Origin of the sequence: Streptomyces sp. SCUT-3 (assembly GCF_014083985.1) — a bacterium.
In the GTDB taxonomy this organism is placed as follows: Bacteria; Actinomycetota; Actinomycetes; order Streptomycetales; family Streptomycetaceae; genus Streptomyces_H; species Streptomyces_H thermolineatus.
Window position 1 is genome coordinate 3,874,518 of the sequence record NZ_CP046907.1, and the last position, 22,175, is coordinate 3,896,692.

At 73.4% G+C, this 22,175-nt stretch carries 17 protein-coding genes; 11 read left to right on the forward strand and 6 right to left on the reverse strand.

What is annotated here, in order from left to right; translation table 11 throughout:
- Positions 1 to 343: 343 nt before the first annotated feature.
- Positions 344 to 1,021, forward strand: a complete 678-nt coding sequence (raiA, locus tag GQS52_RS17170; RefSeq protein WP_182314267.1) for a ribosome-associated translation inhibitor RaiA — start codon at positions 344 to 346, stop codon at positions 1,019 to 1,021.
- 137 nt (positions 1,022 to 1,158) lie between these two features.
- The gene (locus tag GQS52_RS17175; protein ID WP_182314268.1) at positions 1,159 to 1,884 is read left to right on the forward strand and encodes a response regulator transcription factor; all 726 of its coding nucleotides are present in this window, start codon (positions 1,159 to 1,161) and stop codon (positions 1,882 to 1,884) included.
- Here the strand turns inward: GQS52_RS17175 and GQS52_RS17180 are convergent.
- Both GQS52_RS17180 and GQS52_RS17185 read right to left on the reverse strand, forming a co-directional pair.
- Positions 1,877 to 3,064 (reverse strand): crosslink repair DNA glycosylase YcaQ family protein, encoded by a 1,188-nt coding sequence (locus GQS52_RS17180; protein WP_182314269.1) that lies wholly within the window; start codon positions 3,062 to 3,064, stop codon positions 1,877 to 1,879. The two genes, GQS52_RS17175 and GQS52_RS17180, sit on opposite strands and share 8 nt — an antisense overlap.
- A 47-nt stretch (positions 3,065 to 3,111) precedes the next feature.
- A complete protein-coding gene (locus tag GQS52_RS17185; RefSeq protein ID WP_182314270.1) occupies positions 3,112 to 3,744 on the reverse strand; it encodes a GNAT family N-acetyltransferase in 633 nt (210 codons plus the stop codon).
- A gap of 219 nt (positions 3,745 to 3,963) precedes the next feature.
- On the opposite strand from GQS52_RS17185, the gene secA reads away from it, so the two are divergent.
- Entirely contained in the window at positions 3,964 to 6,735 is a 2,772-nt protein-coding gene (gene secA / locus GQS52_RS17190; RefSeq protein WP_182314271.1) for a preprotein translocase subunit SecA, read from the forward strand.
- A 107-nt stretch (positions 6,736 to 6,842) separates the two neighbouring features.
- Here the strand turns inward: secA and GQS52_RS17195 are convergent, their stop codons facing one another.
- Complete coding sequence (locus tag GQS52_RS17195) at positions 6,843 to 7,223, reverse strand: Rv3235 family protein (RefSeq protein ID WP_182314272.1); 381 nt, start codon at positions 7,221 to 7,223, stop codon at positions 6,843 to 6,845.
- 495 nt (positions 7,224 to 7,718) lie between these two features.
- On the opposite strand from GQS52_RS17195, the gene GQS52_RS17200 reads away from it, so the two are divergent.
- The 4 genes from GQS52_RS17200 (at position 7,719) to GQS52_RS17215 (ending at position 16,036) form a co-directional block, all read left to right on the forward strand.
- Complete coding sequence (locus tag GQS52_RS17200; protein ID WP_182314273.1) at positions 7,719 to 8,231, forward strand: hypothetical protein; 513 nt, start codon at positions 7,719 to 7,721, stop codon at positions 8,229 to 8,231.
- Between the two features lie 108 nt (positions 8,232 to 8,339).
- Positions 8,340 to 8,996, forward strand: coding sequence for an HAD family hydrolase (locus tag GQS52_RS17205; RefSeq protein WP_182314274.1), 657 nt, complete (start codon positions 8,340 to 8,342; stop codon positions 8,994 to 8,996).
- A gap of 62 nt (positions 8,997 to 9,058) precedes the next feature.
- Positions 9,059 to 10,687, forward strand: a complete 1,629-nt coding sequence (gene pruA / locus GQS52_RS17210) for an L-glutamate gamma-semialdehyde dehydrogenase (protein WP_182314275.1) — start codon at positions 9,059 to 9,061, stop codon at positions 10,685 to 10,687.
- A gap of 399 nt (positions 10,688 to 11,086) precedes the next feature.
- Positions 11,087 to 16,036 carry an NAD-glutamate dehydrogenase gene (locus GQS52_RS17215; protein WP_182314276.1) on the forward strand — a complete coding sequence of 1,650 codons (4,950 nt, stop codon included), beginning with the start codon at positions 11,087 to 11,089 and terminating at the stop codon, positions 16,034 to 16,036.
- Between the two features lie 76 nt (positions 16,037 to 16,112).
- Here GQS52_RS17215 and GQS52_RS17220 read toward each other — a convergent pair whose 3' ends face one another.
- The 3 genes from GQS52_RS17220 to GQS52_RS17230 form a co-directional block, all read right to left on the reverse strand.
- Positions 16,113 to 16,598 carry a GtrA family protein gene (locus tag GQS52_RS17220; protein ID WP_182314277.1) on the reverse strand — a complete coding sequence of 162 codons (486 nt, stop codon included), beginning with the start codon at positions 16,596 to 16,598 and terminating at the stop codon, positions 16,113 to 16,115.
- Between the two features lie 2 nt (positions 16,599 to 16,600).
- A complete protein-coding gene (locus GQS52_RS17225) occupies positions 16,601 to 17,485 on the reverse strand; it encodes a decaprenyl-phosphate phosphoribosyltransferase (RefSeq protein WP_182316522.1) in 885 nt (294 codons plus the stop codon).
- Between the two features lie 112 nt (positions 17,486 to 17,597).
- Positions 17,598 to 18,134: a phosphatase PAP2 family protein gene (locus GQS52_RS17230; protein WP_182314278.1), complete on the reverse strand. Its 537-nt coding sequence runs from the start codon at positions 18,132 to 18,134 to the stop codon at positions 17,598 to 17,600.
- A gap of 142 nt (positions 18,135 to 18,276) precedes the next feature.
- On the opposite strand from GQS52_RS17230, the gene GQS52_RS17235 reads away from it, so the two are divergent.
- The 4 genes from GQS52_RS17235 (at position 18,277) to GQS52_RS17250 (ending at position 22,172) form a co-directional block, all read left to right on the forward strand.
- Positions 18,277 to 19,659, forward strand: coding sequence for an FAD-binding oxidoreductase (locus GQS52_RS17235; protein ID WP_182314279.1), 1,383 nt, complete (start codon positions 18,277 to 18,279; stop codon positions 19,657 to 19,659).
- A 100-nt stretch (positions 19,660 to 19,759) separates the two neighbouring features.
- On the forward strand, positions 19,760 to 20,515 hold the full coding sequence (locus tag GQS52_RS17240) for a decaprenylphospho-beta-D-erythro-pentofuranosid-2-ulose 2-reductase (RefSeq protein WP_182314280.1): 756 nt from the start codon (positions 19,760 to 19,762) through the stop codon (positions 20,513 to 20,515).
- Between the two features lie 32 nt (positions 20,516 to 20,547).
- Positions 20,548 to 21,117, forward strand: coding sequence for a hypothetical protein (locus GQS52_RS17245; protein WP_182314281.1), 570 nt, complete (start codon positions 20,548 to 20,550; stop codon positions 21,115 to 21,117).
- Complete coding sequence (locus tag GQS52_RS17250) at positions 21,108 to 22,172, forward strand: hypothetical protein (RefSeq protein WP_182314282.1); 1,065 nt, start codon at positions 21,108 to 21,110, stop codon at positions 22,170 to 22,172. Before GQS52_RS17245 ends, GQS52_RS17250 begins: the two co-directional genes overlap by 10 nt.
- The last annotated feature ends 3 nt before the right edge of the window (positions 22,173 to 22,175 follow it).

Below are 22,175 nucleotides of genomic sequence, written 5' to 3' on the forward strand. Positions count from 1 at the left end.
GGCGACGGCACCCCTTCCGGGGGTAACACCACCGGAAGGGGTGCCGACAACCGTCCGGTGAGGCTATGTTCGGTTGTGACGAATGACGGAGGTATGCATCCCGTTCGGAACCGATGTCCTGTCCGCCCGTTGTGTCGGGTGCGATGTTCGGACATTTTCCGAGAGGGCCATTCCTCGCTCTCCGGGAGGGTTTTGATCCTCCAGGAGGGGGAGGAGGAGGTGAGAGTCGCAGTGCCGCGGCCGCGGAGGCCCCCGGTGCCTCCGGTGATCGCGATGCGGCTGCGAACTCAGGGCCGCGCGGGCCCTGCGCCCGCCGGCACAGCGCGAGGGAACGGAGTTCTGCGTGGACATCGTCGTCAAGGGCCGCAAGACCGAGGTGCCCGACCGGTTCCGCAAGCACGTGGCCGAGAAGCTGGAGAAGATCCAGAAGCTCGACGGCAAGGTGATCAGCCTTGAGGTCGAGATGTCCAAGGAACACAACCCCCGTCAGGCGGACCGCTCCGACCGGGTCGAGATCACCCTGCGCACCCGCGGGCCGGTGATCCGGGCGGAGGCCGCGGCGGCGGACCCCTACGGAGCCCTCGACCTTGCGGTCGGCAAGCTCGAGGCGCGGCTGCGCAAGGCCGCCGACAAGCGCCGCGTGCACCGGGGCGGCAGCCGTACGCCCACCAGCGTCGCGCAGGCCACCGCGGGCCTGCCCGTGGCGCCCAACGGCGGCACCGCGCTGACCGAGGCCGAGGAGCCCGTGCCCACGAAGAAGGTCGGCCCGCTGGAGGTCAAGGGCGAGGGGCCCCTGGTGGTCCGGGAGAAGACCCACGCCGCGCCGCCGATGGAACTCGGCCAGGCGCTCTACGAGATGGAACTCGTCGGGCACGACTTCTACCTCTTCGTCGACTCCGACACGGGCCTGCCCTCGGTGGTGTACCGCCGGCACGGCTACGACTACGGCGTCATCCACCTCAAGGCGGACCCCGAGGCGAACGGCTCCCCCGTCGAGGCGGGCGACGCCCTGCACGCCTGATCCGCGCCGCCGGTCGGCCGATCCGTTCGGGTCACCACGGGTGACCCGAACGGATCGGCCGTGTCGGGCGGTCGGCATGAAATCATGGCGACAGCCAACCGGCCGACGACCAGAGGTATTTCAGGGGGAGACACTCGATGGCGGACAGCAGCGGGCCCGCGTCGGTCGACGACACAGGTCCCGGCGGGGACCGTTCGCGCGCGGAGCCGATCAGGGTTTTGGTGGTCGACGACCACGCCCTCTTCCGCAGGGGGCTGGAGATCGTCCTCGCGCAGGAGGAGGACATCCAGGTCGTCGGCGAGGCGGGCGACGGGGCCGAGGCGGTGGACAAGGCCGCCGACCTGCTGCCCGACATCGTCCTGATGGACGTGCGCATGCCCAAGCGCGGCGGCATCGAGGCGTGCACCTCCATCAAGGAGGTGGCCCCCAGCGCCAGGATCATCATGCTGACCATCAGCGACGAGGAGGCCGACCTCTACGAGGCGATCAAGGCCGGGGCCACCGGGTACCTCCTCAAGGAGATCTCCACGGACGAGGTCGCCACGGCCATCCGTGCCGTCGCCGACGGACAGTCGCAGATCAGCCCCTCGATGGCCTCCAAACTGCTCAGCGAGTTCAAGTCGATGATCCAGCGCACCGACGAGCGGCGACTGCTCCCGGCGCCCCGGCTCACCGACCGCGAACTGGAGGTGCTCAAGCTGGTGGCCACCGGGATGAACAACCGGGACATCGCCAAGGAGCTCTTCATCAGCGAGAACACGGTGAAGAACCACGTGCGCAACATCCTGGAGAAGCTCCAGCTGCACTCCCGGATGGAGGCCGTGGTCTACGCGATGCGGGAGAAGATCCTCGAGATCAGGTGAGCCTGTCCACGGCCGCGGCCAGCGGCGCCGCCAGGCCGGCCGGCTCCACCCGCTCCGGGCGCACCGCGTCGCACCCCACCCACTCCGCCGCCTCGCGCAGCGCACGCGCCACCGGCTCCACCGCCCCCGCACCGGCCACCGACACCTGACGGGCCACCAGCGTCCTTCCCTCACGGGCGGGATCGACCCGGCCGACCAGCCGGCCCCCGGCCAGCACCGGCATCGCGAAATAGCCGTGGACCCGCTTGTGCCTGGGCACGTAGGCCTCCAGCCGGTGGTGGAAGCCGAAGAGCCGCAGGGTGCGCGGACGGTCCCAGACCAGGGAGTCGAAGGGGGACAGCAGGGTGGTGCGGTGCCTGCCGCGCAGGGGCGCGGCCAGGGCCCCGGGATCGGCCCAGGCGGTGCGGTCCTTGCCCGTCCACCCCTCGACCGTCACCGGCACCAGCCCCGAGTCGGCCACCACCGAGTCGACCTGCGCACCCGTCAGGCGGTGGTAGTCCGCCAGGTCGGCACGGGTCGCCACGCCCATCGCCCGGCCCGCCTGCCCCACCAGCCGCCGCAGGCACTCGGCGTCGTCGAGGTCGTCGTGCAGCAGTTCACCGGGGACGGCCCGCTCCGCCAGGTCGTACACCCGCTTCCAGCCGCGCCGCTGCGCGCAGACCACCTCGCCGGTGTCCAGCAGCCACTCCACGGCGATCTTCGTCTCCGACCAGTCCCACCAGGGGCCGCCGTTCTTCGCGCCGCCCAGGTCGGTCGAGGTCAGCGGCCCGTCGGAGCGCAGCCTGGCCAGCACCTCGGCGCACGAGCGCTGCTTGTCCTTCAGCATGTGCCAGCGGTGGCCCCGGGCCCGCCGGGCGCGGCGGCGGAAGGCGAAGTACGGCCACTCCTCGACGGGCAGCACGCACGCGGCGTGCGACCAGTACTCGAACGAGCGGCCCCCCGACCAGTAGGCGGACTCCACCGCCTCCCGCCCGACCGCCCCCAGCCGGGCGTACGGCACCAGCTCGTGCGAGCGGGCGAGCACGGAGATGGTGTCCAGCTGCACCGCGCCCAGGCTCCGCAGCACACCGGCCACCCCCGCCCGGCGGTCGGGGGCGCCCAGCAGGCCCTGCGCCCGCAGGGCGATCCTGCGGGCCTCGTCGGCGGACAGACTCACGGTCGTGGTCGCAGGGGTCGTCATGACCGACAGCGTAGGGGCGGGCACCGACAGCGCCCGGGCCCAGGGGGTCAGCGGGGGACCGCGCCCGGGCCGCCGTCCGCGGCGCCGTCCGGGCCGCCGTCCGCGGGGAGGTAGGGCAGCCGCGAGGGAAGGCCCAGGTCCGAGGGCAGCAGGGAACCCGCCCAGGCGTCCCGGCGCGTGCCGCGGTGGAGGACCCGGGACCGCAGCGTGCCCTCCATGGTGAAGCCCGCCCGCCGCGCGACCGCGCGCGAGCCCTCGTTGCCCACCTCGGCGTACCACTCCAGCCGGTCCGCGCCGCAGGCCGTGAACGCCCAGCGGGCCACCGCCCGCAGTGCCTCCGCGGTGTACCCGCGGCCGCGCTGCCCGGGGGCGGTCCAGTAGCCGACCTCCGCGGTGCGCTGCTCGCCCGGCATCAGCGCCAGGCCCACCAGGCCGATCGACGACACCAGCCGGCCGCCGTCCCGGGTGAAGCTGCCGAAGTTGTACCGCGTGTCCTGCTGCCACCCCTCCGGGCAGACACGCTCCACGAAGTACTCGGCGTCCTCGCGGCGGTACGGGGACGGCACCTGTGTCCAGCGCTGCACGGCGGCGTCCTGGCACGCCCCGTGCACCGCGTCGACGTCGGCGGGGGCGAACGGGCGCAGGACCAGGCGTTCGGTGGTCAGTGTCACGGGCTCCACCGTCGCAGTATCCGGCATCCGTGCCCGGACGGAGCAATCGTTTTCGCGGCCGGCCGGAGGATGATGCGCGGGCCGTGCATTGACGGACCTCCCGGGGGACGGGGCTCCTCGCTTACGATGGCCGGTGCGGTGGCGAACAGAACACGAAGCCCCAAGGAAGCCCCCGCCGCGCCCAGCGCGCGCCATCGTGCCAGGCCGACCGGCAAGGAGCCAGCCTACGTGTCCGTCCTCGACAAGATCCTGCGTGCAGGTGAAGGCAAGATCCTGCGCAAGCTCCACCGCATCGCGGACCAGGTGAATTCCATCGAAGAGGACTTCGTCAGCCTGACGGACGCCGAGCTGCGGGCGCTCACCGACGAGTACAAGCAGCGGTACGCGGACGGCGAGACCCTCGACGACCTGCTCCCCGAAGCGTTCGCCACGGTCCGCGAGGCCGCCAAGCGGGTCCTCGGACAGCGCCACTACGACGTGCAGATCATGGGCGGCGCCGCCCTGCACATGGGCAACATCGCCGAGATGAAGACCGGTGAGGGAAAGACCCTCGTGGGTACCCTCCCCGCCTACCTCAACGCACTGTCCGGCAAGGGCGTGCACCTGATCACGGTCAACGACTACCTGGCCCAGCGCGACTCGGAGATGATGGGCCGGGTCCACAGCTTCCTGGGCCTGACGGTCGGCTGCATCGTCGCCAACATGACCCCGGCCCAGCGCCGCAGGCAGTACGCCTGCGACATCACCTACGGCACCAACAACGAGTTCGGCTTCGACTACCTGCGCGACAACATGGCGTGGTCGAAGGACGAACTGGTGCAGCGCGGCCACAACTTCGCGATCGTCGACGAGGTCGACTCGATCCTCGTCGACGAGGCCCGCACCCCGCTGATCATCTCCGGCCCGGCCGACCAGGCCACCAAGTGGTACAGCGACTTCGCCAAGCTGGTGCGCCGCCTGGAGCTGGACCGCGACTACGAGATCGACGAGAAGAAGCGCACCGTCGGCATCCTCGAGGACGGCGTCACCCGCGTCGAGGACTGGCTGGGCATCGACAACCTCTACGAGTCGGTCAACACCCCGCTGGTGGGCTACCTCAACAACGCGATCAAGGCCAAGGAGCTCTACAAGAAGGACAAGGACTACGTCGTCATCGACGGCGAGGTCATGATCGTCGACGAGCACACCGGCCGCATCCTGGCCGGCCGCCGCTACAACGAGGGCATGCACCAGGCGATCGAGGCGAAGGAGGGGGTGGACATCAAGGACGAGAACCAGACCCTCGCCACGATCACCCTGCAGAACTTCTTCCGCCTCTACGACACGCTCTCCGGCATGACCGGAACGGCCATGACCGAGGCCGCCGAGTTCCACCAGATCTACAAGCTCGGCGTGGTCCCGATCCCGACCAACCGGCCGATGCAGCGCGTGGACCAGCCCGACCTGATCTACCGCACCGAGGAGGCGAAGTTCACCGCGGTCGTGGAGGACATCGTCGCCAAGCACGAGAAGGGCCAGCCGGTCCTGGTCGGCACCACCTCGGTCGAGAAGTCCGAGTACCTGTCCGCGCAGCTGAAGAAGCGCGGCGTCCCGCACGAGGTCCTCAACGCCAAGCAGCACGAGCGCGAGGCGTCGATCGTCGCCCAGGCCGGCCGCAAGGGCGCGGTCACCGTCGCCACCAACATGGCCGGCCGCGGCACCGACATCAAGCTCGGCGGCAACCCCGACGACCTGGCCGAGGCCGAGCTGCTCCAGCGCGGCCTGTCGCCCACCGAGACCCCCGAGGAGTGGACCGCGCACCTGCCGGCCGCCCTGGAGCGGGCGGAGAAGCTGGTCAAGGAGGAGTTCGAGGAGGTCAAGCGCCTCGGCGGCCTGTACGTCCTGGGCACCGAGCGGCACGAGTCCCGCCGCATCGACAACCAGCTGCGCGGCCGCTCCGGCCGCCAGGGCGACCCCGGCGAGTCCCGCTTCTACCTCTCCCTCGGCGACGACCTGATGCGCCTGTTCAAGGCCGCGATGGTCGAACGCGTGATGGCCATGGCCAACGTGCCGGACGACGTGCCGATCGAGAACAAGATGGTGACCCGGGCCATCGCCTCGGCGCAGTCCCAGGTCGAGCAGCAGAACTTCGAGATCCGCAAGAACGTCCTCAAGTACGACGAGGTCCTCAACCGGCAGCGCGAGGTCATCTACGGCGAGCGCCGCCGCGTCCTGGAGGGCGAGGACCTGCACGAGCAGGTGCGCCACTTCATGGACGACACCATCGACGCCTACATCCAGGCCGAGACCTCCGAGGGCTTCGCCGAGGACTGGGACCTGGACCGGCTGTGGGGAGCCTTCAGGCAGCTCTACCCGATCAAGGTCACGGTCGAGGACCTGGAGGAGGCGGCCGGCGAGCGCGCCGGCATCACCGCCGAGTTCCTGGCCGAGATGGTCAAGGACGACATCCACGAGCAGTACGACGAGCGCGAGAAGCAGCTCGGCCCGGAGATCATGCGCGAGCTGGAGCGCCGTGTGGTCCTGTCGGTGCTGGACCGCAAGTGGCGCGAGCACCTGTACGAGATGGACTACCTGCAGGAGGGCATCGGCCTGCGCGCCATGGCGCAGCGCGACCCGCTGGTGGAGTACCAGCGCGAGGGCTACGACATGTTCACCGCCATGATGGAGGGCATCAAGGAGGAGTCCGTCGGCTACCTGTTCAACCTGGAGGTCCAGGTCGAGCAGCAGGTCGAGGAGGTCCCCGTGTCCGAGAAGCCGGTCCTGGAGAAGGCCGCGGCGGAGGCGGACGGCGCCCGCCCGGAGATCCGGGCCAAGGGCCTGGAGGCCCCCCGGCGCCCCAAGCAGCTGCACTTCTCCGCCCCCACGGTGGACGGCGAGGGCGGTGTCGTCGAGGGCGACTTCGTCTCCCCCGACGGGGCCGACGAGGACCCCTACGCCGGGATGACCCGCGCCGAGCGCCGCAAGGCGCAGAAGAGCGGCGGACGCCGCCGCAAGAAGTGAGCCGGGCGGCCCCGGCGCGCACGCGCCGGGGCCGCGGACGGTGAGGGAGGGCCGGGACGGCCGCACGCAGGGGCGGCCGTCCCGGCCCTCCCGCGTGCGGGCCCGGCTCAGGCCGTCTCGACGGCCGTGCAGCGCCAGCGGCGGTCGGGGGCGAGCTCCAGGCGGAACGCCAGCGCGTGGAACCGTCCCGCGGCGAAGACCACCGCCGCCGCCTCGACCACCCCGCGGGCCGGCCGGGCCGCCACGCACCGCCGGACGTACGGCGTGCGGTGCCCGCCGCACTGCCAGTCGCGGCACTGCTCCACCAGCTGCCACAGCTGCTCCCAGGCGGGGTTGCGCACGTGCCCCATCAGCCGTCCCACCGGGCGGCGGCCGGTGAGGGCCTCCAGCAGCCGCTCGGCGAACCACTGGTGGGGGAGGACCGGGTGCTGTGCGCCGCGTGCCGCGACACCCGTCCCCGGCCCTCCGCCCGGTGCTCCGCCGGGCACTCCGGCCGGCCCTCCGGTCGGCCCTCCGCCCGGTCCCGCCCCGGGCCTGCGCCCGCCCGGGCGGGCGGGGTCGCGGCGGCCCGGCGGTCCCGGGGGCGCCGGGGGCCTGTGCCGGGAGGGGTGGTGAGTGGCCGTCATGTCTGTCCCCGTTCGTTCTGCCGGTGCCGGCGTCTTCCGGTACCTGTGTCTTCCGGTACCGGTGTCGGCAGGTTCGGGTCGGCAGCCTGCGGCTCGGCACTGCGTCCGGGGGCCGTGGGGAGTTCACCTATCCGGCCGATCCGGGTCCTTCCGGCCCGCTCCCGGCCGGGCGGGCGTCGCCCTCCGCCCGGCCGGGGAACGGCGTGCGCGACCACCCGAACGTGGACGCCGGATACGGCCGGCGGGGGGAGGAGGGGCCTCCCGGCGCGTCCGCGGCCCGCGGTTCCGGGGAGGAGGGGAAGCAGGCTGTCTATGATGGGATCATCTCCCACCGGCCTTGCGACGGAAGCGGACCCGATGCGCGTCTACGTTCCCACCACCCTGCGCGCCCTCGCCGAGGCCCACCGGACCGGCAGGCTGGGCTCCGGCCCGGTCGACGCCTACGCGGTCACACCGGGCCTGCGCGAGTGGTACGTCTCCGACGACATCGAGGAGCTGGAGTACGCGGCCCTCACCAGGGCGGCACAGGCCGCCCTGCGCCTACTGGCCATCGACCCGCAGGCACCGCGCCGCCGGGTCGTGGTGGCCGTCGACACCCCCGACGGCGACGCGGTGGCCGACCCGGACCGGGGCCTGGACCCGTCCTCCGTGGGAGCGGTGCGGCTGGCCGCCCCGGTGGAGCTGGCCAAGGCCGCCGCCGTGCACCTGGACGCGGACGACGCCGAGGAGGACGTGGCCGCCGCGGCCGCGGCGCTCGGCGCGGCCGACGCCGGGGACGACGACGCGCAGTTCACCGTGGACGGCGCCGAGGACCACGAGCTGCTGTGGTACGCCACCCAGGAGATCCCCACTCTGATCGCCGGGGAGTGACCGCCCCGCCCTCCCGCCGCGTGCCGTCCCGCCTTCACCACCGTCCGCCGTCCGCCTGCGGGTCCCGCGGGCTGGGGGAGCGGGCGGGGGGCGAGTAGATTTGCAGGAATGACCGCGCACATCGTCTGGGACTGGAACGGCACGCTCTACCACGACATCGACGCCGTGATCGCCGCCACCAACGCGGCCTTCGCGGAGATCGGTCTCGACCCGATCACCCTGGAGCAGTACCGCGAGCTGTACTGCGTGCCGATCCCGCGCTTCTACGAGCGGCTCCTGGGCCGGCTGCCCACCGGGGACGAGTGGGAGGCGATGGACACGGCCTTCCACGGCCACTACGTCCGCCACCGGGTCGAGTGCGGTCTGACCGAGGGCGCGGAGACGCTGCTGGAGTCCTGGCGGACGGCCGGGTGCACTCAGTCCATCCTCTCGATGTACGGCCACGAGGACCTGGTCCCGCTGGTGCGCGACTTCGGCATCGAGCGGCACTTCGTGCGGGTGGACGGGCGGACCGGGCCGTCGGGCGGCAGCAAGGCCGAGCACATGGTCCGGCACCTGTCCGCCCTGCGCGGCACGGCGGTCGCGGCCCGCACCTGCGTGATCGGGGACGCGGCCGACGACGCGATGGCGGCCCGGGAGGTCGGGGCGCGGGCCGTCCTCTACACGGGCGGCTCGCACAGCCGGGCGAGCCTGGTGGCGGTCGGCGTCCCGGTCGTGGACACCCTGGCGGAGGCGGTCGAACTGGCCGGGACCATGGTCGACTGAGCGGTTCGCCTCCCGGGTCGCGGGAAGTAGGATGATTTGTCCACTTCCTGCGGAGGTCGGCCATGGATGCTGTGACCCAGGTACCCGTTCCGGTCAACGAGCCGGTGCGCACCTATGCCCCGGGCAGTGCGGAGCGTGCCCGGTTGGAGGCGGCACTGAAGGAGGTGGCGGGCGGTCCGCGGGAGTTGCCGATGACGATCGGCGGGGTGCGGCGGATGGGCGGCGGTGAGCGGGTGGACGTGGTGCAGCCGCACCGTCACGCGGCGCGGCTGGGCACGTTCGCGGCGGCGACCGTGGAGGATGCGCGGGACGCGGTGGAGGCGGCGCTGGCGGCGGCGCCGGGGTGGCGGGCGTTGTCCTTCGATGACCGGGCGGCGGTGCTGCTGCGGGCGGCGGACCTGCTGGCGGGGCCGTGGCGGGAGCGGATGGCGGCGGCGACGATGCTGGGGCAGTCCAAGACGGTCCAGCAGGCGGAGATCGACACGCCGTGCGAGCTGGTGGACTTCTGGCGGTTCAACGTGCATTTCGCGCGGCAGGTGCTGGCCGAGCAGCCGGTGTCCTCGCCGGGGGTGTGGAACCGCAGCGACCACCGGCCGCTGGAGGGGTTCGTGTATGCGATCACGCCGTTCAACTTCACCGCGATCGCGGGGAACCTGCCGACGGCGCCGGCGTTGATGGGCAACACGGTGGTGTGGAAGCCGTCGCCGACGCAGACGCTGGCGGCGGTGCTGCTGATGGAGCTGCTGGAGGAGGCGGGGCTGCCGCCGGGGGTGATCAATCTGGTCACCGGGGACGGGGTGGCGGTCTCGCAGGTGGCGCTGGCGCATCCGGAGCTGGCGGGGATCCATTTCACCGGGTCCACGGCCACCTTCCAGCACCTGTGGCGCACGGTGGGGGAGAACATCGCGAACTACCGCACGTATCCGCGGCTGGTGGGCGAGACCGGGGGGAAGGACTTCGTGGTCGCGCACCCCTCGGCGGACCCGGCGGTGCTGCGGACGGCGCTGGTGCGCGGGGCGTTCGAGTACCAGGGGCAGAAGTGCTCGGCGGCCTCGCGGGCGTACGTGCCCCGTTCGATCTGGGAGGGCGGGTTCCGCGAGGAGCTGGCCGCCGAGGTCGACGGCCTGCCGGTGGGTGACGTGAGCGACCTGTCCAACTTCATGGGCGCGGTCATCGACGCCCGCGCCTTCGCCAAGAACAAGGCCGCACTCGACCGGGCGGCGAACGACCCGACGGTCGAGGTCGTGGCCGGCGGCACCTGCGACGACTCGGTCGGCTACTTCGTCCGCCCCACCGTGCTGTCCTGTCCGGACCCCGCCGACGAGGTCTTCCGCACCGAGTACTTCGGGCCGATCCTCGCCGTGCACGTCTACGAGGACGGTGAGTGGGAGCGGATGCTCGCGCAGATGGAGTCGGCCGCGCCCTACGCGCTCACCGGCGCGGTGATCGCCCAGGACCGGGCGGCGATCGCGCACGCCGCGGAGGTGCTGCGGTTCGCGGCCGGCAACTTCTACGTCAACGACAAGCCCACCGGCGCCGTCGTCGGCCAGCAGCCCTTCGGCGGCGGCCGCGCCTCCGGCACCAACGACAAGGCCGGCGCCAAGCAGAACCTGATGCGCTGGACCTCCACCCGCTCGGTCAAGGAGACCCTCGTGCCCCCGACCGACTACCGCTACCCGCACATGGAGTGACCGTCGGGCCCCGCACGCCGTGCCCCGGCCGCCGGCCCCGGCTCCCGGGCCGTGCGCCGGCCGTGCGCCCTGCGTACGCCCCCGCGCACTGTCCGGAACGTCAAAGTTCTTCCCGTGGTTTTGTACACAAAGAGCCACTGACAGCCCCCCGGAGCAGAGCGATAGCCTTGCAGGCGTGATCAGCGAAGTGCCTGCCGGGGGCGACGTGGCCCCCACTCCGGCCCCCGCGCGACGCCGCGCCCGGGTGAACGCTGCTCACCTTCGGGGGCATTGGCGTGAACAATCCACCCCGTGCCTCCTCCACGGCCTAACGTCGTCCCCGTACACCGCTTCCGCGGCGGGACACGTGCCGTACCCCACCTACGTCACGCAACGGCGCGCGACAGGAGCCAAAGGATCATGCAGACCAAGCTGGACGAGGCCAAGGCCGAGCTGCTCGTGCGGGCGGCCCGGGTAGCGGACCGCGGTTCGGGGGAGGCGGGCCTCGAAGGTGAGGCCCTGGAGGCGTTCCTCCGGCGCTACTACCGCCACACCGCGCTCGAGGACCTTCTCGACCGGGACCCGGTGGACGTCTTCGGGGCGGCGATGTCCCACCACCGCCTCGCCGTGAACCGGCCCCAGGGCACCGCGAACGTGCGGGTGCACACGCCCACGGTCGAGGAGAACGGCTGGACCTGCAGCCACACCGTCGTCGAGGTCGTCACCGACGACATGCCGTTCCTGGTCGACTCGGTCACCAACGAGCTGTCCCGGCAGGACCGCGCCATCCACGTGGTGATCCACCCGCAGGTCGTGGTGCGCCGGGACGTCACCGGCCGGCTCCTGGAGGTCCTCGGCGAGTTCTCCTCCGTCTCCGGCACCGAGCTGCCGCACGACGCGGTGTCGGAGTCCTGGATCCACGTGGAGATCGACCGCGAGACCGAGCGGGAGGACCTCAAGCAGATCACCGCGGACCTGCGGCGTGTCCTGTCCGACGTCCGCGAGGCCGTCGAGGACTGGCAGAAGATGCGCGACCGCGCCCTGCGGATCGCCGACGAGCTCGCCGCCGAACCGCCCGAGCTGCCCGAGCAGGAGGTCGGGGAGGCCTGGGAGCTGCTGCGCTGGCTCGCCGACGACCACTTCACCTTCATCGGTTACCGCGAGTACGAGCTGGTCACCGAGAAGGGCGAGGACGGCGCCGAGGAGGACGTGCTGGCAGCCGTCCCCGGTACCGGACTGGGGATACTGCGCTCGGACCCCCACCACGACGGCCCGCACGGCCCGCACGGCGCCCACCCGGTCTCCCCGTCGTTCAACCGGCTGCCCGCCGACGCCCGCGCCAAGGCCCGCGAGCACCGGCTGCTCGTGCTGACGAAGGCCAACAGCCGCTCCACCGTGCACCGCCCGTCCTACCTGGACTACATCGGCGTCAAGAAGTTCGACGCCGAGGGGAACGTGGTCGGCGAGCGCCGCTTCCTCGGCCTGTTCTCCGCCGCCGCCTACACCGAGTCGGTGCGCCGGGTGCCCGTCGTGCGCCGCAAGGTGCAGGAGGTCCTGGACAACGTCGGCCTCGTCCCGGAGAGCCACGACGGCCGCGACCTGCTCCAGATCCTGGAGACCTACCCGCGCGACGAGCTGTTCCAGACCGACGTGGCGGAGCTGCAGTCCATCGCCACCTCCGTGCTCTACCTGCAGGAGCGCCGCCGGCTGCGGCTCTTCCTGCGCAAGGAGGAGTACGGCCGCTACTACTCGGCGCTGGTCTACCTGCCGCGCGACCGCTACACCACCGCCGTGCGGCTGCGGCTGACCGCCATCCTCAAGGAGGAGCTGGGCGGCCACACCGTCGACTTCACCGCCTGGAACACCGAGTCGGTCCTGGCCCGGCTGCACTTCGTGGTGCGCGTCGACCCCGGCACCCGGGCCCACGACCTGTCCGACGCCGACGTCGAGCGCATCGAGGCCCGCCTGGTCGAGGCCGCCCGCTCCTGGGACGACGGCTTCCACGAGGCGCTGCTGGCCGAGTGCGGCGAGGAGCGCGCCGCGGTCCTCGCCCGCCGCTACGCGCACGCCTTCCCCGAGGGCTACAAGGCCGACTTCACCGCCCGCACCGCGGTCGCCGACCTCCAGCGCATGGAGCAGCTGACCGAGGAGAGGGACTTCGCGCTCAGCCTCTACGAGCCGGTGGCGTCCACCCCCAACGAGCGCCGGTTCAAGATCTACCGGGTCGGCAGGCCCATCTCGCTCAGCGCCGTCCTGCCGGTGCTCCAGCGCCTCGGCGTCGAGGTCGTCGACGAGCGCCCGTACGAGCTGCGCCGCTCCGACGGCGTCTCGGAGTGGATCTACGACTTCGGGCTGCGGCTGGACCACGCGGCCGGCGAGCTCGGCGACGGCGCCCGCGAGCGCTTCCAGGAGGCCTTCGCAGCCACCTGGACCGGCGAGGCCGAGAACGACGGCTTCAACTCCCTGGTCCTGCGCGCCGGCCTCACCTGGCGGCAGGCGATGGTGCTGCGCGCCTACGCCAAGTACCTGCGGCAGGCCGGCTCCACCTTCAGCCAGGACTACATGGAGGACACCCTCCGCACCAACGTCCACACCACCCGGCTGCTGGTGAACCTCTTCGAGGCCCGGATGTCCCCGGACCACCAGCGGGCCGGCAGCGAGCTCACCGACGGCCTGCAGGAGGAGCTGGACTACGCCCTCGACCAGGTCGCCTCGCTCGACGAGGACCGCATCCTGCGCTCCTTCCTGACCCTGATCAAGGCCACCCTGCGGACCAACTACTTCCAGCGCGCGAGCGACGGCCGCCCGCACGCCTACCTGTCGATGAAGTTCGACCCGCAGGCCATCCCCGAGCTGCCCGCCCCGCGCCCCGCCTACGAGATCTGGGTGTACTCCCCGCGGGTCGAGGGCGTGCACCTGCGCTTCGGCAAGGTCGCGCGCGGCGGCCTGCGCTGGTCCGACCGGCGCGAGGACTTCCGCACCGAGATCCTCGGCCTGGTCAAGGCGCAGATGGTGAAGAACACCGTCATCGTCCCGGTCGGCGCCAAGGGCGGCTTCGTCGGCAAGCACCTGCCCGACCCGTCCGTCGACCGCGACGCCTGGCTGGCCGAGGGCGTCGCCTGCTACCGGACCTTCATCTCCGGCCTCCTCGACATCACCGACAACCTGGTCGGCGGGGAGGTCGTGCCGCCGCAGGACGTGGTCCGGCACGACGAGGACGACACCTACCTGGTGGTCGCGGCCGACAAGGGCACCGCGAGCTTCTCCGACATCGCCAACGAGGTCGCCCAGGCGTACGGCTTCTGGCTCGGGGACGCCTTCGCGTCCGGCGGGTCGGCCGGCTACGACCACAAGAAGATGGGCATCACCGCCCGCGGCGCCTGGGAGTCGGTGAAGCGGCACTTCCGCGAGCTGGGCCACGACACCCAGACCCAGGACTTCACCGTCGTCGGCGTCGGCGACATGTCCGGCGACGTCTTCGGCAACGGCATGCTGCTCAGCGAGCACATCCGGCTGGTCGCGGCCTTCGACCACCGGCACGTCTTCATCGACCCCGAGCCGGACGCGGCCGTCTCCTACGCCGAGCGGCGCCGCCTGTTCGAGCTGCCCCGCAGCTCCTGGGCCGACTACGACACCTCGCTGATCTCCCCCGGCGGCGGCGTCTTCCCCCGCTCCGCGAAGTCGGTCAACGTCACCGCGGCGATGCGGCGGGCCCTCGGCCTCGCCGACGACGTCACCAAGCTGACCCCGGCCGAACTGATGAAGGCGGTCCTCAAGGCGCCGGTGGACCTGCTGTGGAACGGCGGCATCGGCACCTACGTCAAGGCGTCCTCGGAGTCCCACGCGGACGTCGGCGACAAGGCCAACGACCCCATCCGGGTCGACGGCTGCGACCTGCGCACGAAGGTCGTCGGCGAGGGCGGCAACCTGGGCCTGACCCAGCTCGGCCGGATCGAGTTCGCCCTGTCCGGGGGCCCGCACGGCAAGGGCGGCAAGGTCAACACCGACGCCATCGACAACTCCGCCGGCGTCGACGCCTCCGACCACGAGGTCAACATCAAGATCCTGGTCAACTCGGTCGTCGCCGACGGCGACATGACGGTCAAGCAGCGCAACGCCCTGCTCGCCGAGATGACCGACGAGGTCGGCGCCCTGGTGCTGCGCAGCAACTACGCGCAGAACGTCGCCCTGGCCAACGCCACCGCCCAGGCGACCAGCCTGCTCCACGCCCAGCAGCGGTACATCCGCCGCATGGTGCGCGAGGGCAAGCTCGACCGGGCCCTGGAGTTCCTGCCCAGCGACCGCACCATCCGCGAGCGGGTGAGCAACGGCCACGCGCTGACCCAGCCGGAGCTGGCCGTCCTGCTCGCCTACAACAAGATCAACGCGGCCGAGGAACTGATCGCCACCTCCCTGCCGGACGACCCGTACCTGAGGTCGCTGCTGCACCAGTACTTCCCCCAGCCCCTGCGGGAGCGGTTCGCGGCCCAGATCGACGGCCACGCGCTGCGGCGCGAGATCGTCACCACGGTGCTGGTCAACGACACCGTCAACACCGGCGGGACCACCTTCCTGCACCGGCTGCGCGAGGAGACCGGAGCCTCCACCGAGGAGATCGTCCGGGCGCACACCGCGGCCCGCGCCATCTTCGGCCTCGGCAGCATCTGGGACGAGGTGGAGTCGCTGGACAACAAGGTCCCCGCGGCCGTCCAGACCCGCATCCGGCTCCACTCGCGCCGGCTCGTCGAACGCGGCACCCGCTGGCTGCTGAACAACCGCCGCCAGCCCCTGGAGATCGCGGAGACCATCGAGGCCTTCTCCGACGGGGTCGCCGAGGTCTGGTCGGAGCTGCCGAAGCTGCTGCGCGGCTCGGACATGGAGTGGTACCAGAGGGTCCACGACGAGATGGCGGACGCCGGGGTCCCCTCGGACCTGGCCGTCAAGGTCGCCGGCTTCTCCTCCGCGTTCCCGACCCTGGACATCGTGGACGTGGCGGAGCGGCTCGGCCGGTCCCCCCTGGAGGTCGCCGAGGTGTACTACGACCTCGCCGACCGGCTGCAGATCGCCCAGCTGCTCGACCGCATCATCGAGTTGCCGCGCGCCGACCGCTGGCACTCCATGGCCCGCGCCTCCATCCGCGAGGACCTGTTCTCGGCGCACGCCCAGCTCACCGCGGAGGTGCTCGCCGCCGGAGGCCCGGCCGCGATCACCCCTGAGCAGCGGTACGCCGCCTGGGAGGAGAAGAACGCCCCGCTGATCACCCGGGCCCGCACCACGCTCGAGGAGATCCAGGGGTCGGAGACCTTCGACCTGGCCAACCTCTCGGTGGCCATGCGGACGATGCGCACCCTCCTGCGCTCCCACCGCTGACCCTGCCGGACGCCGCGCGGCCGCGACCCCTCGGGGCCGCGGCCGCGCGGCGTTCCCGGGCCCGTTCCCGGGCCGTTCAGGGACTCGCGGGGCCCGCGGCGTCCGCGGGAGCCGGGGCGGGGCGGAACACCAGGGAGCGGGTGCCCCAGAAGCGCAGCGCCGTGGCCAGCGCCATGCCGACCACGCTCCCCGAGACGAGGTCGGCCCGCGCCCCGGTGAACCCCAGGAGGTGGTGGGAGACGGCGATGCAGCCGAGCTGGACCGCCGCCCCGGCCGCGTTGACCGCGAAGAACAGCGCGTACTGGCGGGCCGCGCCGTCCGCCCGCCGCCCCCGGTAGGGGCCGAGGCGGTTGCCGAGGAAGGCGACCGTGCAGCCGCCCACGAAGGAAAGCGCCTTGGCGGTCAGCGGGTCGGTGCCCAGCGGGCCGCGCAGCCAGACGAACAGCGCGACGTCGGTGAGGTAGGCGGCCAGTCCGGCGGCCGCGAAGCCCAGCACCTCGCCCCGCGCCCCCGGGCGCCCCGCACCGCCCCGCGCCCCCCGGCGCGGCCGGCCCGCGGCCACGCTCAGACCCCCGCGACGGCGAGCCCGTACAGCACCGTCCACGCCAGCGCGGTGCACAGCAGCGGACGGTCCCGCAGGACGATGTCCTCCGGGGACCCGGCCCCGGCCCGGTCGGCGAAGACCGCGTAGCGCAGCACCGCCAGCAGGAACGGCACCACCGACAGCTGGCGCCACGGGACCGGCTCCCCGCCGGCCGGGGTGCCGCCCTCCAGGGCCCACAGGCAGTAGGCCAGGACCATCCCGCCGGCCGCCAGCTGCCAGACGAACCGCAGGTAGCCGGGGGTGTAGGAGGTCAGCAGGGGGCGGGTCTCCCCGGACAGGCCGGCCAGGGCCACCAGCTCCGAGTACCGCTTGGCCGAGACCATGAACAGGGCCCCGAAGCCCGCGGTGACCAGGAACCAGCGGGAGAGCGGCACCCCGGCCGCGAACCCGCCCGCCACGGCCCGCACCAGGAAGCCCGAGGCGACCACGGCCAGGTCCACCACCAGCACCTGCTTGAGCGCCATGCAGTAGGCCAGCTGCAGCACCAGGTAGCCGCCGACGGCGGCGGCGGTGGCCGCGTTGCACAGCAGCGCCGCCGCCGCGGGCGCCAGGACCGCCAGCACCGCCCCGGTCCCGTAGGCGACGGCCACCGGCACCTGCCCGCTGGCCACCGGACGCCGGCACTTGGCCGGGTGCGCGCGGTCGGCCTTCGCGTCCCGGGCGTCGTTGACCAGGTAGACGGCGGAGGAGGCGCAGACGAAGACCACGAGCACCGCGGCCAGCTCCGACAGCACCCGGGGGGAGTCCAGCTCGCCGGCCGCCGCGGGAGCCGCCAGCACCAGCAGGTTCTTCACCCACTGGCGGGGCCTGGCGGTGCGCACCAGGCCCGCCGGAACGGCCAGCACCCCGGCCGCGGTCCCGCCGCGGGCCCCGGGGGGAGCCCCCGCCGGGGCCGCGCCGGCGGCCCCGGCCGCGGGGGGCGGGCGTTCCTCGCCGAGGACGGCGACGTTCTCCCGGTCACCCACGGCCCGCCCCGTCCCCGTCCGCCCACGGGCCGCCGAGGCCGGCCAGGGCGGCGCCGAGCGCCGCGCCGGCCGCCACGTCCGACGGGTAGTGGACACCGGCCACCAGCCGGGACAGGCACACCGCCGCGGCCAGCCGGCCCAGCGGCGCCCGCGGCAGCAGCCGGCCGAAGGCCACCGCGGCGGCCGCCGAGGAGACGGCGTGGCAGCTGGGGAAGCTGTGCCGTCCGGCGGTGCGCACCAGGGGCGCCAGCTCACCGGGGAGGCGGGGACGGGGCCGGCGCACGACCCGCTTGGCGGCCATGCCGGCCGCGTGGGCACCGGCCACCAGGGCGGTGGCCCGCAGCCAGCGGCCGCGCCGCCCGGGGTCGGCGGCGGAGCCCGCCAGGCCCAGCGCGATCCACACCGCGCCGTGCTCCGCGCTCCGGGAGAGGGCCCGGGCGGCGGAGGCGACGTGCGGCAGGCGTGCGGTCGACCGCACGGCGGCCAGCATCTCGTTGTCGGCGCGCAGTACGCCGGTCGGACGATCCATGTCTCCCGCTCTCCCGCGTGCTGCACCACGGCCGTGTCGGACCGGGTGTCTCAATACCGACAATAGAGATGCAAGGGTTCTGTCGCGGCATCACGGGTGTATGTGCGTGTCCCGCATGAAAGACGGTTATATCTTCTCCTTCATGTCGTCGACCACCGATGCCCCGGCCCCCGTCCCGGTCAGCGGATGGGGCCGCACCGCACCCACCGCCGCCCGCCTCACCAGTCCCCGGAGCCCCGACGCGGTACTGCGGGCGGTGGCCGAGGCCGCCGGGCCCGGCGGCCGGCGCGGCGTCATCGCCCGCGGCCTGGGCCGCTCCTACGGCGACGCGGCGCAGAACGCCGGGGGAACCGTCGTCGACATGACCGGCCTGGACCGCATCCGCTCGGTCGACGCCGAGAACGGCGTCGTGGTCTGCCAGGCGGGGGTCAGCCTGCACCGGCTGATGCAGGCGCTGCTGCCCCTGGGCTGGTTCGTGCCCGTCACCCCGGGGACCCGCCACGTCACGGTCGGCGGCGCGATCTGCGCCGACGTCCACGGCAAGAACCACCACGCCGACGGCTCCTTCGCCCGCCACGTCCGCTCGTTCGAACTGCTCACCGCGGACGGCACCGTGCGCACCGTCACCCCCGACGGGACCCCCGACCTGTTCCGGGCCACCGCCGGCGGCATGGGGCTGACCGGCATCGTCCTGGAGGCCACCGTCGAACTGCGCCCGGTGCGGACCTCGATGATGACGGTGGACACCGAACGGGCCACGGACCTCGACGACCTGATGGCCCGCATGGCCGCCGGCGACCACCTCTACCCGTACTCCGTCGCCTGGATCGACCTGCTGGCCAGGGGGGCCCGCACCGGCCGCGCCGTACTCACCCGCGGCCACCACGCCGAGCCCGACGCCCTCCCGCGCAGGCTGCGCCGCACCCCCCTGGACTTCCGCCCCGGCACCCTGCCCGCGGCCCCCCGCCTCGTCCCCGACGGGCTCCTGCGCCCCTCCACCGTCGGACTGTTCAACGAACTGTGGTACCGGCGGGCGCCCCGCGCGCGGTACGGCGAGCTGCAGCGGATCCCCGCCTTCTTCCACCCCCTGGACGGCCTCCCGCACTGGAACCGCATCTACGGGCCCAGCGGCTTCGTGCAGTACCAGTTCGTCGTCGGCCACGGGCAGGAGACGGCGCTGCGGCGGATCGTGGAGTGGATCGGACGGCACGGCTGCCCGGCGTTCCTCGCCGTCCTCAAGCGCTTCGGGCCGGGCGACCCCGGCTGGCTCTCCTTCCCCATGCCCGGCTGGACCCTGGCGCTGGACCTGCCCGCGACGCTCCCCGGCCTCCCCGGGCTCCTGGACGGACTCGACGAGCTCGTCGCCGCCGCCGACGGCCGCGTCTACCTCGCCAAGGACTCCCGGCTGCGCCCCGAACTCCTCGGCCGCATGTACCCGCGGCTGGAGGACTTCCGGCGGCTGCGCCGGGAGATCGACCCCCGCGGGGTCTTCACCTCCGACCTCGCCCGACGCCTGTCCCTGTGAGCCCGCGCCCGGACGGGCCCGGCCCGCCGGTCACCCCCGTCCGGCGCCCGCCTCCCGTCCGGCGCCCGCCGCCGCTGCCCACCGCGAAGGAAAGAACACCATGAAGGACGCCTTCGGCATCCCGCAGTCCCTGCTCGTGCTCGGCGGCTCCTCGGAGATCGCACTGGCCGTCGCCCGCCGCCTGGTCGCCCGCCGCACCCGCACCGTGTGGCTGGCGGGGCGGCCCTCCCCGGCCCTGGAGGCGGGGGCGGAGGGCCTGCGCGCACTGGGCGCCGAGGTGCGCACCGTGCCCTTCGACGCTCTGGAGACCGCGACCCACGAGGAGGTGCTGGGCAAGGTCTTCGCCGAGGGTGACGTCGACATGGTGCTGCTGGCCTTCGGAGTGCTGGGCGACCAGCGGCGCGCCGAGCGGGAGCCGGCCTCCGCCGTGCACACCGCGCAGGTCAACTACACCGGCGCCGTCTCCGCCGGACTGGTCTGCGGCGCGGCCATGCGGCGGCAGGGCCACGGCTCGATCGTCGTGCTCTCCTCGGTGGCGGGCGAGCGGGCCCGCCGCTCCAACTTCGTCTACGGATCCACCAAGGCCGGCCTGGACGCCTTCGCGCAAGGACTGGGCGACGCCCTGCACGGCCACGGCGTGCACGTCATGGCGGTGCGCCCCGGCTTCGTGCGCACCCGGATGACCGAGGGCCTGTCCCCGGCCCCGATGGCAGTCGGCCCCGAGGCGGTGGCCGAGGCCGTCGAGGAGGGGCTGCGCCGCCGCGCCGCGACCGTGTGGGTGCCCGCCCGGATGCGGTGGGCCATGGCGGTGCTGCGGCACCTGCCCCGCGCCGTCTTCCGCCGCCTCCCCGTCTGACCGGGCGGACGGCGATGCGTATGCGGACGGCGATGCGTATGCGGACGCGTGAAGCGGCGCGGGTGCTGGGAGCGGTGCGGGAGGGGGGCCGGGAACGGGAGGGGGGCCGGGGACGGCCGGGACCGGCGGGGTTCCCGCGGGGTGCCGCGCGCCGGACGGCCGCCTGGTCGCTGCTGCTGGCCGTCGTCTGCGCACTGTGCCAGCTGCCGACCTGGATCGGCCGGGAGTCGCCGGACACCAGGAGCTACCTCTCCTACTCGCTGCGGGTGCTCGGCGACAGCCGGGAGGAGGCCACGGCCCGCACCGTCGACTACTACTGCCACAGCCGGGCCGTCGCCTCCACCCGGCCGCGCGCGGCCGACCCCAGGGGGCTGGGCCGTTCCAGCGGCTACCTCCGCGAACGCACCTCCTGCGAGCGCGACCTGGCGGCCCGGGTGAAGCGGCGCACCGCCGAGGGCAACACCGCGGGGATGGTCGCGCCGTTCACCGGCAGCCGGTTCGCCGCCATCTTCGAGGCCCGCCCCGGCTACCCCTACGTCCTCGCCCCCTTCATCGCCTGCTTCGGGGTGGTGGGGGGCTGTGGGCGGCCTCGGTGGTCCTGACGGTGCTCGGCGGGGTGGTGGTGCTGCTGGTCCTGCGCGCCGCGGGCGCCCCGGCCCCGGTCGCGCTGGTCGGCCAGGGCCTGTACTACGCGCTGCCGTCGGTCCTGGAGACCATGCGGCCCATGGCCGAGGGCGCGACGCTGCTGTGCACCGGCCTGGTCCTGCTCGGCTGCGTCCGGGCACTGCGGGGACGGGCGCGGTCGGGGGCCGCCCTGGTGGCGGCCGCCCTGGCAGCCCAGTTCTGGGTGAAGTACTCCCAGGGGCTGCTCCTGGCCGGCTGCCTGGCCGCCGCGTACGCGGTGCTCGTGGCCCGCGCGGCCCTGCGGGACCGGGCCGCCGTACGCGACCGGGCCGTACGTGACCGGGCCGTACGTGACCGGGCCGTTCGGGACCGGGCCGTAGGGGAACGGGGGCGGGAGCGCGGGCCGGGGCGCCGCCGTGCGCCCGAGGGCGCGGGCATGCTCGCCGTCCTCCTCGTCCTGGCGGCGGCGACGGCGGCGGGCCCGCACCTGCTGGGGTGGCCCGGCAGCTCGGAGAGCATGCAGGAACTGCTGACCGACCACTTCAACAAGCCGGACGTCACCGATCCCTGGCCGCTGTTCGTCGAACTGTCCCTGCACTTCTGGGCGGACTGGCTGCGCCGGGGGCTGATGGCCCCCCTGATGCTCTTCGCCCTCGGCGTGTCGGCCTGGGCGGTGCTGCGGTACGACCGCCGCATCGGGACGGTCGTGATCGCCGCGGCGCTGGCCGGGGTCCTCAACCAGGCCGGGCACCCCGACATCGTCATCGGCCCCCGGCTGATCGTCCTGGTGTGGTTCCTGCCGCTGATCGGCCTGCCGCTGCTGCTCCAGCTCCTGCTCGACGGCCGTGTCCCCGGCTTCCGCCCCGCGCCGCCGCCCGTGCCGCCGGCCGCCCCGGCCCTGCCGGACGGCGGTGACGGCGCGGAGCCGTCCGCCGAGCCCGCCGCGGGCGCCGGGAGCCGGGGCCGGCCCGAGGGCGGTCCCGGCCGCGGTGCCCCCGCTCCGGCCCCCGCCCTCCGGCGCCCGGCGGCCTGACCG

Bases quoted from the DNA above. Each gene is read 5' to 3' on its own strand.
- GQS52_RS17205 (WP_182314274.1), top strand. From the start codon at position 8,340: ATGACCGCGCACATCGTCTGGGACTGGAACGGCACGCTCTACCACGAC.
- GQS52_RS17230 (WP_182314278.1), bottom strand. From the start codon at position 18,134: ATGGATCGTCCGACCGGCGTACTGCGCGCCGACAACGAGATGCTGGCC.
- GQS52_RS17180 (WP_182314269.1), bottom strand. From the start codon at position 3,064: ATGACGACCCCTGCGACCACGACCGTGAGTCTGTCCGCCGACGAGGCC.
- GQS52_RS17175 (WP_182314268.1), top strand. From the start codon at position 1,159: ATGGCGGACAGCAGCGGGCCCGCGTCGGTCGACGACACAGGTCCCGGC.
- GQS52_RS17215 (WP_182314276.1), top strand. From the start codon at position 11,087: ATGCAGACCAAGCTGGACGAGGCCAAGGCCGAGCTGCTCGTGCGGGCG.
- GQS52_RS17240 (WP_182314280.1), top strand. From the start codon at position 19,760: ATGAAGGACGCCTTCGGCATCCCGCAGTCCCTGCTCGTGCTCGGCGGC.
- GQS52_RS17235 (WP_182314279.1), top strand. From the start codon at position 18,277: ATGTCGTCGACCACCGATGCCCCGGCCCCCGTCCCGGTCAGCGGATGG.
- pruA (WP_182314275.1), top strand. From the start codon at position 9,059: ATGGATGCTGTGACCCAGGTACCCGTTCCGGTCAACGAGCCGGTGCGC.
- GQS52_RS17200 (WP_182314273.1), top strand. From the start codon at position 7,719: ATGCGCGTCTACGTTCCCACCACCCTGCGCGCCCTCGCCGAGGCCCAC.
- GQS52_RS17245 (WP_182314281.1), top strand. From the start codon at position 20,548: ATGCGTATGCGGACGCGTGAAGCGGCGCGGGTGCTGGGAGCGGTGCGG.